The following is a 12,273-nucleotide window of genomic DNA, read 5'->3' as shown; positions in this document are numbered from 1 at the left end:
GCGAGACGCCCCCCAGCCCGGGACACGACCTCGGGTGCCGCGGCGGAGGATGCGCGGATCGAACGCGCGCGGGGGCGACCCCGACCAGGACTCGCCGTGAATCAAACACAGCGCAAGCCCGTGCCTTCCCACTCGGCAAATCCTCCGGGAGGGCGGTCCGCGCGGACCGAGGTCCGCGCGCTCGAAGCGACCGCCCCGGCGAGGAAGGCGTCCCCCGACGTCCCCCGCGCATCTAGTCTGCGCGAGGCAGACGTAGGACGGCCATCGGTTTTCCGCGCGTCAGCGGACGGCACGCCAGGCCGATCACCAGCGAGAGCGCGTGACCGACGTCGGTGTACGTCTGCCGGGTGCACAGCGGTACGGCGAAGAACGCCACCGCCGCCGCCAGGTAGAGCCGTCGCCACGGCCGGGGCAGCCGGTACGTGAGGATGCCCGCCGATGCCGCGAGGCCGTAGCTGACGCCGATGTCCACGACATGCGCCATGCTGCGCGGCAGGTCGTGGTCCTGGATGGCTTCCAGGACCAGCTTCTGGCTGATGAGCGTCGCCGCGACGTGGGCCGTGGCGACGGTGAGGAGCCACCTCGGCGTTCCGATCCACCGCTCGACGGGCGCGTGGAAGACCTCGAAGAGCAGCGCGTACAGCAGCAGGGCCGACGGGTTCTCGATCCAGAACGCGCTGCCGAGCAGCGCCTGGACGGGGTGGTGGGAGAGCTGGTGCAGATTGCTGCTGTTGCGGTGCAGCAGGTAGTGCTCCAGGCCGTCGGAGGACAGCGCGATGACGAGGCCGGTGATCGCGATGATCAGCAGCCAGACATGCGTACCGGGTGACGAACGCACCCACGACCCGATCGGTCGGGACGGTTCGCCACCCGGGAGGGTTTCGCTCGGCACGTTTCCGTGCCTACCACGGTGAAGTGGGAGATTCCTGAGAAGCCTCAGAAATTGATCATGTGGCCGGCGAGGCCGTGGATCGCTTCCTTCACCGCTTCGCCCAGGGTCGGGTGGGCGTGCACGTTGCGCGCCACCTCGTGGACGGTCAGGTCCCACTGCTGCGCCAGGGTGAGCTCGGGCAGCAACTCGGTGACGTCGGGGCCGATCAGGTGGGCGCCGATGATCTCGCCGTACTTCGCGTCGCTGATGATCTTCACGAAGCCGGTCGAGTCGCCGAGGCCGTGCGCCTTGCCGTTCGCGGTGAACGGGAACTTGGCGACCTTGACGTCGAAGCCCTTCTCACGCGCCTGCGCCTCGGTCCAGCCGAAGCTGGCGATCTGCGGCTGGCAGTAGGTGGCGCGCGGGATCATCGGGTAGTCGAGCTCCATGGTCTCGGCGTCCGCGATGGTCTCGGAGGCGATGACGCCCATGGACTCGGCGGTGTGCGCGAGCATCAGCTTGGCGGTGACATCGCCGATGGCGTAGATGTGCGGCACGCTGGTGCGGCAGCGGCCGTCGACGTCGATCGCGCCGCGCTCGGTGAGGGCGACGCCGGTGTTCTCCAGGCCGTAACCGGTGACATTGGGCGCGAAGCCGATCGCCTGGAGGACCTTGTCGGCCTCCAGGACCTTCTGGGCGCCGTCCTTGCCGGTGACGGTGACGCGGACCTGCGGGCCCGACTCGTCGATGGTCTCGACGCGGGTGGAGGTCAGGACGTCGATGCCGAGCTTGCGGTACTGCTTGGCCAGCTCCTTGGAGACGTCCTCGTCCTCCAGCGGGGCGATCCTGTCGAGGAACTCGACGATGGTGACCTTCACGCCGTAGTTGTGCAGGACGTACGCGAACTCGATGCCGATGGCTCCGGCGCCGGCGATGACGATCGACTGCGGGACGTCCTCGGCGACGATCTGCTCCTCGAAGGTCACCACGCGCTCGCTGCGGGCGGTGCCGGGCAGCAGGCGGGGGGTGGCGCCGGTGGCGATGATGCAGTTGTCGAAGGCGATCGTCTGCGTCGTGCCGTCGGACTTGGCCACCTGGAGGGTGTTCGCGTCGAGGAAGGTGCCCCGGCCGTCGAACTCGGTGATCCCGTTCTTCTTCATCAGATAGTGGACGCCCTTGACCCGGCCGTCCGCGACCGTGCGGCTGCGGCGGAACGCCTCGCCGTAGTCGAAGGAGACCGTGCCGTCGACCTTGATGCCGAAGGTCTTGGCCTCGTGGTTGAAGATGTGGGCCAGCTCGGCGTTGCGCAGCAGCGCCTTGGTGGGGATGCAGCCGACGTTCAGGCAGACACCACCCCAGTACTTCTCTTCGACGACCGCGACCCGCTTGCCCAGCTGAGCGGCGCGAATGGCGGCGACGTAGCCGCCGGGGCCGGCTCCGAGCACGACGACGTCGAAGCGGTCTGACATGACTGACTCCCGAAGGTGGTGAGGATGTTCGTGTCCGCGTACGAGCCCACAGTAATCCCGGGCGCCGCAGCGACCCACTTGTAGGATGACTGGGCAACCGGGCGAATAGGGAGTGGTGATGGCGCTGAAGGCGGCGGGTCGGACCTCGCTGGTGGACTCCGTGGTGGAGCAGTTGCGGGCCCAGCTCGCTGAGGGCGAGTGGGCGGTCGGTGACCGTATTCCGACCGAGCACGAGCTCGCCGGGCAGCTGGGCGTCGGCCGCAACACCGTCCGCGAGGCGGTACGGGTGCTGGTCCACGCGGGTCTGCTGGAGTCCCGCCAGGGCAACGGCACCTTCGTCAGGTCGACGGCCGATCCGGCCGCCGTCCTGCGCGGAATGCGCCATGCGGGTGCGCGGGACGTCCTGGAGCTGCGGGTCGCTCTGGAGGCGGAGGCAGCACGGCTGGCGGCGGGACGGCGGGACACCCACGACCTGCTGCGGCTGCGGGCGGCCCTGGCCACCCTGCGCGAGGAGGGCGACCGCGACGCGGACGCGGACCTGGCCTTCCACCTCGCGGTCGTCGAGGCCACGCACAACGCCGCCTTCGTCGAGGTGTACCGCTTCTTCTCCGCCCAGGTGCACGAGGTGCTGGTGGAGGCGCTGGGCGACCGGCAGATGCCGCCGGTCGACATCGACGCGCACGAGGCGGTGGTCGGGGCGATCGAGGCGGGGGACCCGGCGGCCGCGGAGGCGGGTGCCCGGGAGCTGCTGCGCGTCCCGATGGAGACGGTCGCCTTGCTTTCCGGCGCCCCGTGACGCCGCCGCCCGTCCGCTGAACTCCCGTACGCAGAAGAAAAAAGGAACGATCTCTTGTCCCGCCCCGAAACACCTCTGCTCGTCGACGCCGAGGCCGGTGTCCGGCCCTCGCCTCAAGGGGCCGCCGCGCGGCGGGCGTTGCTCGCCCACCCCGCTCTGCTGATGGTCGGGATCGTGCTGGCCTCCCTCAACATGCGGGCCGCGCTGGCGAGCGTCTCGCCGCTGGTGAGCGAGATCTCGACGGCGTTCGGGCTGTCGTCGACGGCGAGTTCGCTGGTGACGTCCGTGCCGGTGCTCTTCCTCGGGGTCGGCGCGCTGGTGGCTCCATGGCTCGGGCGGCGCTTCGGCGCGGAACCGGTGCTCCTCGCCGCGCTGGTGCTGCTGGGGACGGGGATCCTGGTGCGAGTCCTGCCGTCGGTGTACGCGCTGTACGGCGGCGGTGTCCTGGTCGGTACGGCGATCGCGCTGCTCAATGTGCTGATGCCGGGCCTGATCAAGCGGGACTTCCCGGACCGGGCGGCGTCCATGACCTCCGTCTACACGGGGGCGATGATCGCGGGTGCGACAGTGGTCGCGGCGGCCTCCGTTCCGCTGGAGCGGGCCTTCGGCGGGAGTTGGGAGGCCTCACTCGCCTTCTGGTCGCTGCTCGCGGCGCTCGCGGCGGTGGCGTGGCTGCCGCAGGTGCTGATCGCCCGCGGCCGTACGGGCCATGAGGTGGGTGCGGGGGTACGGGCAGGGGGACGGGGCGTTCCGGCGGTGCCCGCCAGGAGCGTCTGGCGGTCGGCGCTCGCGTGGCAGGTGACCCTTTTCATGGGCCTGCAGTCGCTGTGGTCGTACGTCCTGATCGCGTGGATGCCGACGATCTTCACGGACCACGGGATGAGCCGGGAGACGGCGGGTGTCGTCTTCGCCTTCAACAACCTGATCCAGGTGGCGGGCGCCTTCGCCGTGCCGCTCCTCGCGGGGCGGATGCGGAGCCAGCGTCCGCTGGTCGTCCTGGTCACGACGCTGGTCGCGGCGGGGTACGCGGGGCTGATGGTCGCCCCGGTCCAGGGGGCGTGGCTGTGGTCCGCCGTCCTCGGTGTCGGGCAGGGCGGGGCGGTGGGCCTGGCCCTCACGTTGATCGTGCTGCGCTCGGGCGACGCGGTGACCGCTTCCCGGCTCTCCGGGATGGCCCAGACCGTCGGTTATCTGCTCGCCGCGGCGGGCCCGCTGGCCGCCGGGGCGGTGCACCAGACGACAGGCTCCTGGACCGTGCCGATCGTGCTGGTGCTGTGCGTCTGCGCGGCGGCCCTGGGCGTGGGACTGCTCGCGGCGAGGGACCGGAAGGTCTGAGACCACCGGTCCCCCGCGAGCCGTGGGCGGGGCGCCCGGCTGCCGGGGCGCCGGGGGGTGGGCGCTCGGGGGCCGGTCGCGGTGCTGGGTGCTGGGTGCTGGGTGCTGGGCTACTCTTCGCCCGCCAGCTTCAGCGTCCGCAGCTTCTGGCCGGCGTACCAGGTCGCCAGGACCGTCACCCCGACCAGCAGTGCCACGGCGGCCGGAAGGCCCACGTCCGAGGTGACCAGGCCCTCGCCGCTGACCTTCTGGGCCACCGCCAGCGCCCACTGCTGGACGCTGAGGGTCTTCGCCCCGGAGATCAGAGAGCCGAACAGGGCCTCCCAGACCAGGGCGTAGACCAGTCCGATGACCACCGCGTGGCGGCTGACCGTGCCGAGCAGCAGGAAGAGGGCGCTGTACGCGATGGAGGCGACCAGGGCGGCGACGGTGTAGGCCACCGCGACCTGCTGCCCGTTGCCGTTGAGGATCATGCCCGCGGCGAAGGTGGGGACGGCCGAGAAGACCATCGTCACGGCGATCGCCACGATCAGCTTGGTGAAGATGATCGCGGGCCGCTTCACCGGCTTGGAGAGCAGATAGACGATCGAGCCGTCGTCGATCTCGGGGCCGATCGCTCCCGTTCCGGCGATGACGCCGATCAGCGGGACCATGGTGGCGAGGGCGAAGCCGCCCAGGACGTCGGCGGCGATCTGGTCGTCGGCGCCGTTGAAGAAGCGCACCGCCGTGGCGATGACGATCAGGAGCGCGGGCAGCGCGAAGAGGATCAGGGCCCGTCGGCGGCCGAGCAGGGCCCGGTAAGTGAGCCGGGCGACTGTGGGGTTGTACATCGGTCAGGCTCCTTTCAGGCCGCTACGAGGTACGAGAAGACCGATTCGAGGGACTCGTCCGACGGCGACACCGTCAGGAGCCGGATCCCCTGGCTCCGGGCGACACGGGGCAGCAGCTCCGTGAAGCGGCCGAAGTCCACCGCCTGGATGCGCAGCGCGCCCTCCGCCAGGTCGACCTCGATGCCGGCCGTGGACGGATCGGCGATCAGCGCGGCGGCGAGCGCCCGGTCGTCGCTGGAGCGTACGAGATAGCGGTGCGGCCGGTCCGTCATCAGCCGGCGGATCTTGCGGAAATCGCCGGAGGCGGCGTGCCGTCCGGCCACGATCACCTCGATATGAGAGGCGAGCTGTTCGACCTCCTCCAGGATGTGGGAGGAGAACAGCACCGTACGGCCCTGGGCGCCCATGCGCCGCAGGAGGTCCATCAACTGCATGCGCTGGCGCGGGTCCATGCCGTTGAACGGCTCGTCGAGCAGGAGCACCGAAGGGTCGTGGACGAGGGCGGAGGCCATCTTCACGCGCTGCCGCATGCCCTTGCTGTACGTGGCGATCTTGCGGTCCTGCGCGTACTCCATCTCGACCGTGGCGAGCGCCCGCTGGGCCTCGGCGGCGCCCAGGCCGTGCAACTCGGCGTTGGCGACGACGAATTCGCGGCCGGTGAGGAAGTCGTACATCGCCTCCCGCTCCGGCACGACGCCGATCTGCCGGTAGACGGACTCGTTGCGCCAGATCGGCTGCCCGTCCAGGGTGACGGTGCCGGTGGAGGGAGCGAGGAAGCCGCCCATCATGTTGATGAGGGTGGACTTCCCGGCGCCGTTGGGTCCGAGGAGGCCGGTGACGCCCGGGCCGATCGTCATGGTGACGTCGTTGACGGCCACGACGTTGCCGAACCACCGCGAGGTGTGGTCGATGGAAAGAGTGCTCATGGGCGCGGCCCATCCGTGGAAAGGGTGGTCGTGGGCGACGGAAGGGAGGTCACAGCCCGACCTTTCGGTAGCGGCGCATCAGGACGGCGTACGAGCCGGCGATCAGCGCGAGGACGACGAGCAGATAGACCGCGCCGGCTCCGGCGCCCGGTCCCGCTCCTTCCCCTCCGGGGAAGGAGGTGGTGGCACCGAGGAAGGCGGTCTGCACTCCGTCGATCAGGGTGATCGGAGAGAACAGGCCCATCCACTTGATGGCGTCGAGGTTGTCCGTGCCGTAGGCGATGCCCTGCAGCGTGGAGACGGCGCCGTAGGAGATCACCAGGGTGGCGATGACGGCGGCCACTCCGAAGCCGCGGCGGGGCGTGAGCGCGGCCATGACCAGTCCGATGCCGCCGAACAGCAGCGACAGCAGGGTCACCGACACCAGGCCCTGACCGAAGCCCTTGGTCTGGTCGGCGAAGTCCATCTTGGCGAGCAGCGAGCCGATGTAGAGGATCACCAGAGGGGAAGCCGTCAGGATGAAGAGCGCCGAGGCCATCGCGCCGTACTTGGCGAGGACGTAGTCGATGCGCTCGATGGGACGCGAGAAGTACAGCGGAACGGTTTTGAACCGCAGGTCGCGGGAGACGGACTGGGGCGCCTGGGCGGCGAGGTACAGCCCGATGACGGCCTGGGTGAAGATCGCGTACCGCGTGTAGTCCAGCGGCAGGTCCTTCAGCTTGGTGGCGACGGCCACGGCCACGATGATCAGCGCGGGAACGCACATCACGGCGAAGAGGATCATCGGCAGCACCTTGGACTTGGCGCTGCGGCCGAGGCCGTACGCTCCGCGCAGCGACTGCGAGAACAGCGCCCGGCGCGCGTACGCGCGGCCGAGGCGCGCCCCGTCGTAGGTGCGGTAGCCGATGTTGTGGATCTGGGTGGTCTCGGGGGTCTGGGCCTGGGTGCTCATCGCGCCGGCACCTCCTGCTGCTGTTCCTGGGAGCCCTCGGGACGGAAGACCTCGGCGATGTGGTGCCGTCGCTGCTCCATGCGGACGAGACCGAGGCCGAGGTCGGCGACGGTGTCACGGACCAGGTCGTACGTCTCCTCACCCGCGGCCTCCACGAGGAGGATGTGGCCGGCGCCCGGCAGCCCGTCCTCCACCCCCTCGTGGAGGGTGACGCCCCCGCCGGCGAGCGCCGTGCGCAGGGCCGCCGCGCCGTCGGGGTGGGTGTCGGAGTCGGTGACCTCGACCGCGAGGGTCGTGGTGGTCTGGGTGAAGTCGCTGGTGGAGCTGGAACGCAGCAGCCGCCCGCCGTCGATGACGACGACGTGGTCGCAGGTGCGCTCCAGCTCTCCCAGGAGGTGGGAGGTGACGAGGACGGAGATGCCGAAGTCGGTCCAGACCCGCCGGATCAGGCCGAGCATCTCGTCGCGGCCGACGGGGTCGAGGCCGTTGGTCGGCTCGTCGAGGAGGACCAGCTGCGGGTCGTGGACCAGGGCCTGGGCCAGCTTCACCCGCTGCTTCATACCGGTCGAGTATCCGCCGATGGGGCGGTACCGCTCCTCGTACAGGCCGACGTGGCGCAGGGTGTCGGCCGTCCGCTCGCGGGCGGCGGTGGCGGGCAGGCCCGACATCCGCGCCATGTGGACGACGAACTCGGTGGCCGAGACGTCGGGGGGAAGGCAGTCGTGCTCCGGCATGTACCCCACGCGCTCACGGATCTGGGCGCCGGAAGTGGCGACGTCCAGGCCGAGCACGGCGGCACGGCCCTCCGTGGCGGGGGACAGCCCGAGCAGAATCTTGATCATCGTGGACTTGCCGGCTCCGTTGGCACCCACCAGTCCGGTCACACCGGGCCCGATGTCCAGGGAGAGCCGGTCGAGAGCGGTCACCCGGGGGAACCGCTTGCTGAGGCTTTCGGTGGCGATCACAGTCACGCTTCGACGGTAGTGGCGCACACCACAGCGGTCGTCAGCCCAACGGCTCGATCCGTATCAGACTCCAGGTGTACGGACCCGTAGGGGAGTCGAGACCAAAGTCGTTCGTCGCGCCCTCGCCCGGAGTTTTCCACAGGCCTCGCGCAGCACCCTTGACGCAGCCGCCGGGCATTGTCACATTCATCAGTGTCAAGTTACGGCCGCGTAGCGCACGCATACGCTCACACGGGACGGACGAGTGGCATGACCTCAGCAGTGACAGGCGAACTGACCCCGGAACTGCGGGGGTTCAGGGAGGTGCAACGCCTCGCGTACGCATGCGCGGAGGCCGTCGCGGCGCAGCTCAAGCCGGGGGTGACCGAGCGCGAGGCCGCGAAGATGCAGCGGGACTGGCTGCACGAGCGGGGCGTACGGGACTGGTTCCACCGGCCCTTCGCCTGGTTCGGTGACCGGACCGCCTTCGTCGACTTCAGGATCCCCCTCCAGTTCTTCCCCACCAACCGTCGCCTCGAAGCCGGCATGCCCTTCATCCTGGACATGGCCCCGGTGTACAAGGGCTACACCTCCGACATCGGCTATTCCGGCTGTCTGGGGCTCAACCCCGTGCACGACAAGCTGCTCGCCGATCTGCGGGCCCACCGTGAGCTGATCCTGACCGAGGTGCGCGAGCGGCGCTCGCTGCGGGAGATCTACGAGGACGTGGACCGTCTCATGGTCCGCCAGGGCTACGCCAACCGCCACCGCGCGTATCCCTTCGGCGTCATCGCCCACAAGATCGACCGGGTGAAGGAGCGCCGCTGGTCACCCACGCTCTTCGGCTTCGGCACCCAGTCGCTCAAGGGCCTCGCGAGCGACGCGATCCACGGCCACCGGGACGGCTGGTCGCCGCTCTGGTCGCCCTACAGGTTCTCCGACCACCCGCCCCGGCCGGGGCTGTGGGCGGTCGAGCCGCACCTCGGATTCCGGGGGACGGGCGCGAAGTTCGAGGAGATCCTCGTCGTCACCGACTCGAAGGACCCCGAGCAGAGCGCGTTCTGGCTGGACGACGACCTGCCGCACGTGCGGCGCTGGAACGAGAACGAGAGGGCGGCGTGAACGTGAATCTCGAGGGGGCGCGTGAGCGCTGGATCCGTACGGGCGGGATCGAACTGTGTGTCGCCGAAATGGGCGACGAGAGCCGGCCGACCGTCCTGTTGGTGCACGGATACCCGGACTCCAAGGAGGTCTGGTCACAGGTCGCGCACCGGCTCGCCGAGCGCTTCCACGTGGTGCTGTACGACGTCCGTGGACACGGCCGGTCCACGGCGCCGACCCCGCTGCGCGGCGGGTTCACGCTGGAGAAGCTGACGGACGACTTCCTGGCCGTGGCCGACGCGGTCAGCCCGGACCGGCCCGTCCACCTGGTCGGTCACGACTGGGGTTCGGTGCAGTCCTGGGAGTTCGTGACGGTGGCGCGCACCGAGGGACGGATCGCCTCCTTCACCTCGATGTCAGGCCCGTCCCTGGACCACTTCGGACACTGGATCAAGCGGCGGATGGCCCGGCCCACCCCGCAGAGGGTCGGCCAGCTCCTCGGCCAGGGCGCCAAGTCCTGGTACGTATACCTGCTGCACACGCCTGTGCTACCGGAACTGGCCTGGCGCGGACCGCTCGGCAGGCAGTGGCCCAAGATCCTGCAGCGGGTCGAGAAGCTACCGGCCGGGGACTATCCGACGCCCTCCCTGCCCACCGACGCCGCGCACGGTGCCTGGCTCTACCGCGACAACGTCCGCTCACGGCTGCGCCGGCCGCGCGCCGACGCCTACGCCCACGCGCCCGTGCAGCTGATCACGCCGACCGGTGACGTGTTCCTCTCCGAGCGGCTCTACGACGAACTGGGCTCCTGGGTGCCGGATCTCACCCGGCGCTCCCTGCCCGCCAAGCACTGGGTTCCCCGTACCCGGCCCGACCAGCTGGCCGCCTGGATCACCGAGTTCGTGGAGAACAACGAGGAGCCGGCCACCAAGGCGCCGAGGACGGCGGCGAGGGGCGCGGTGAAGCCCGAGTACGCCGAGCGGTTCGGCGGACAGCTGGTCCTGGTGACCGGCGCCGCCAGTGGCATCGGGCGGGCCACCGCCTTCGCGTTCGCCGAGGCCGGTGCCCGCGTCGTCGCCGTCGACCGGGACGGCGAGGGCGCGGCCCGGACGGCGGAGATGTCCCGGCTGATCGGCGCCCCCGAGGCATGGGGCGAGACCGTCGACGTGAGCGACGAGCAGGCCATGGAGAAGCTGGCCGCGAAGGTGGCGAGCGACCACGGCGTCGTCGACGTGCTGGTCAACAACGCCGGCATCGGACTGACCGGTTCGTTCTTCGACACCACCAGCGAGGAGTGGAAGAAGGTCCTCGACGTCAATCTGTGGGGCGTCATCCACGGCTGCCGGATCTTCGGCGGACAGATGGCCGAGCGCGGCCAGGGCGGCCACATCGTCAACACCGCCTCCGCCGCCGCCTTCCAGCCGTCCCGTGCCCTGCCCGCGTACAGCACCTCCAAGGCGGCCGTGCTGATGCTGAGCGAGTGCCTCCGTGCCGAGCTGGCGGGGCAGGGAATCGGGGTCTCGGCCATATGCCCGGGCATCGTGAACACCAACATCACCGCGACGGCCCGGTTCGCCGGCGCCGGCGACGAGGAACAGAAGCGCCGGCAGAAGCAGGTATCCCGCCTGTACGGGCTGCGCAACTATCCGCCGGAGAAGGTCGCGGACGCGATCCTGCGCGCGGTCCTGCGCAACGAGGCCGTCGTACCGGTCACCCCGGAGGCGCGCGGAGCCCGTTTCATGTCCCGGTTCGCTCCCAGGGCCCTGCGAGCGATAGCCCGGCTGGAGCCGCCGGCATGAGCGCCGAGGGGGCGGGGCAGCGGGCGGTCGCCTGCGACAGGTGCCGGCACCGCGGCGGGGGAGCGGCGCGCCGCTCTCTCCGGCGGTCGTACCATCCCTCGCAGGATGGGCGCCCGCGCAAGGCCGTGGAGTACCTCGCGGCCCAGGTGGCGAGGACCGCGGCCGGTGCGGCGGGCCACGCCGTGCCGGCGTAGGCGAGCGGGCGGAGCAATCGGTGGGAGCGGGTGTGTCGGAGCAGTCAGCACAGGCGGCCGGCGGTGGGCAGCCGTCCCCGCACGAGTACCGGATCGAGGATCTGGCCCACCACAGCGGCGCCACGGTCCGGACGATACGCGCCTACCAGGACCGTGGTCTGCTGCCCCGTCCCGAGCGCCGGGGCCGGTCCAACGTGTACGGGGACACGCATCTTGCACGGCTGCGGCAGATCGCGGACCTGCTGGACCGGGGTTACACCCTGGCCTCCATCAAGGAGCTCCTGGAGGCCTGGGACGCGGGGCGGGGGCTGGGCGGGGTGCTGGGTCTCGTCGCGGAGGTCGACGGTCCCTGGACGGACGAGGAAGCCGACCGCATCTCCCGCGAGGAGCTGGACGCCACGTTCGGCGGTAAGCCCGACGAGGAGGCGATCCACGAGGCGATCGAGCTCGGTGTCCTGGAGCGGATCCCGGGCCGCGAAGACGAATTCCTTGTGCCCAGTCCTCAGGAGCTGGCGGTGGCAGCGGAGTTGTACGCGGCGGGGGTTCCGCTCTCGGCAATCTCCGGTCATCTGAGGGAGCTTCGGGTCCAGGTCGAGCACATAGCGTCCCGTTTCCTGGAGTTCACCACCGAGCACGTCTTCGCACGCTATCTGGAGCAACGGCCACCGACCGACGCGGACGCCGCCGAGGCGGCGACGCTGGTGCGGCGGTTGCGGCCGCTCGCGCAGCAGACGGTTGACGCCGAACTCGCGCGCGCGATGCGGTTGTTCGCCACCCGCCACCTTCAGCACCACCTTTCGGCGGGCCCGGCTCCGTTGCGGGACGATGAGCCCCGCCCGGTGGCGTTGCCCGCCGGGACGGTCCGGGCCGTACAGAGGCTTGTTGGGCCGGAGCGCGTCGCCGACTTCATTGCCGCGGCAGCGGAACGCGAGGTACAGACACGCACATTGGATGCACTCAGCTCAAATCAACGCGAATAGACCTGAATAGATCAACTCCCCTCAACTCGCCCCAGAGTTGTCCACAGGATCGTCAATTCTCCTGTGGATAAGTCGA

Annotated in this window: 11 protein-coding genes and 1 tRNA gene; 5 read left to right on the top strand and 7 right to left on the bottom strand. The window is 70.2% G+C overall.

The features are described 5' to 3' along the window. Nucleotides 1-43: 43 nt before the first annotated feature. The 3 genes from ABZY12_RS05465 to lpdA all read right to left on the bottom strand — a co-directional run bounded on the left by ABZY12_RS05465 (nucleotide 44) and on the right by lpdA (nucleotide 2,340). Nucleotides 44-146 (bottom strand) — tRNA-OTHER (locus ABZY12_RS05465). Between the two features lie 86 nt (nucleotides 147-232). Then, on the bottom strand, nucleotides 233-892 hold the full coding sequence (locus ABZY12_RS05460) for a rhomboid-like protein (RefSeq protein ID WP_356887384.1): 660 nt from the start codon (nucleotides 890-892) through the stop codon (nucleotides 233-235). A 44-nt stretch (nucleotides 893-936) separates the two neighbouring features. Further along, a complete protein-coding gene (gene lpdA, locus ABZY12_RS05455; protein WP_356887382.1) occupies nucleotides 937-2,340 on the bottom strand; it encodes a dihydrolipoyl dehydrogenase in 1,404 nt (467 codons plus the stop codon). Between the two features lie 118 nt (nucleotides 2,341-2,458). Here lpdA and ABZY12_RS05450 point away from each other — a divergent pair, with 118 nt between their 5' ends. Both ABZY12_RS05450 and ABZY12_RS05445 read left to right on the top strand, forming a co-directional pair. Further along, the gene (locus ABZY12_RS05450; RefSeq protein WP_356887380.1) at nucleotides 2,459-3,136 is read left to right on the top strand and encodes a FadR/GntR family transcriptional regulator; all 678 of its coding nucleotides are present in this window, start codon (nucleotides 2,459-2,461) and stop codon (nucleotides 3,134-3,136) included. 54 nt (nucleotides 3,137-3,190) lie between these two features. Next, nucleotides 3,191-4,471 carry an MFS transporter gene (locus ABZY12_RS05445; RefSeq protein WP_356887378.1) on the top strand — a complete coding sequence of 427 codons (1,281 nt, stop codon included), beginning with the start codon at nucleotides 3,191-3,193 and terminating at the stop codon, nucleotides 4,469-4,471. 110 nt (nucleotides 4,472-4,581) lie between these two features. Here the strand turns inward: ABZY12_RS05445 and ABZY12_RS05440 are convergent, their stop codons facing one another. Genes ABZY12_RS05440 through ABZY12_RS05425 form a run of 4 tightly spaced genes read right to left on the bottom strand, consistent with a single transcriptional unit; the run spans nucleotide 4,582 to nucleotide 8,144 of the window. Continuing rightward, entirely contained in the window at nucleotides 4,582-5,301 is a 720-nt protein-coding gene (locus ABZY12_RS05440) for an ABC transporter permease subunit (RefSeq protein WP_356887376.1), read from the bottom strand. Nucleotides 5,302-5,315: 14 nt separating this feature from the next. Continuing rightward, the gene (locus ABZY12_RS05435; RefSeq protein ID WP_356887374.1) at nucleotides 5,316-6,227 is read right to left on the bottom strand and encodes an ABC transporter ATP-binding protein; all 912 of its coding nucleotides are present in this window, start codon (nucleotides 6,225-6,227) and stop codon (nucleotides 5,316-5,318) included. Between the two features lie 49 nt (nucleotides 6,228-6,276). Next, nucleotides 6,277-7,179, bottom strand: a complete 903-nt coding sequence (locus ABZY12_RS05430; protein WP_356887372.1) for an ABC transporter permease — start codon at nucleotides 7,177-7,179, stop codon at nucleotides 6,277-6,279. Continuing rightward, entirely contained in the window at nucleotides 7,176-8,144 is a 969-nt protein-coding gene (locus tag ABZY12_RS05425; RefSeq protein WP_356887672.1) for an ABC transporter ATP-binding protein, read from the bottom strand. The genes ABZY12_RS05430 and ABZY12_RS05425 overlap by 4 nt, the downstream gene beginning before the upstream one ends. Nucleotides 8,145-8,393: 249 nt before the next feature. On the opposite strand from ABZY12_RS05425, the gene ABZY12_RS05420 reads away from it, so the two are divergent. The 3 genes from ABZY12_RS05420 (at nucleotide 8,394) to ABZY12_RS05410 (ending at nucleotide 12,197) form a co-directional block, all read left to right on the top strand. Beyond that, the gene (locus tag ABZY12_RS05420; protein WP_356887370.1) at nucleotides 8,394-9,245 is read left to right on the top strand and encodes a M24 family metallopeptidase; all 852 of its coding nucleotides are present in this window, start codon (nucleotides 8,394-8,396) and stop codon (nucleotides 9,243-9,245) included. A 2-nt stretch (nucleotides 9,246-9,247) separates the two neighbouring features. Beyond that, nucleotides 9,248-11,023, top strand: a complete 1,776-nt coding sequence (locus ABZY12_RS05415; RefSeq protein ID WP_356887670.1) for an SDR family oxidoreductase — start codon at nucleotides 9,248-9,250, stop codon at nucleotides 11,021-11,023. Between the two features lie 226 nt (nucleotides 11,024-11,249). Beyond that, nucleotides 11,250-12,197 carry a MerR family transcriptional regulator gene (locus ABZY12_RS05410; protein ID WP_356887368.1) on the top strand — a complete coding sequence of 316 codons (948 nt, stop codon included), beginning with the start codon at nucleotides 11,250-11,252 and terminating at the stop codon, nucleotides 12,195-12,197. Nucleotides 12,198-12,273: the final 76 nt, after the last annotated feature.

It is taken from the genome of Streptomyces sp. NPDC006551 (assembly GCF_040611675.1).
Lineage (GTDB): Bacteria > Actinomycetota > Actinomycetes > Streptomycetales > Streptomycetaceae > Streptomyces.
The sequence above is the reverse complement of the archived record's forward strand: the minus strand, read 5'-3'. Positions and strand labels throughout refer to the sequence as shown.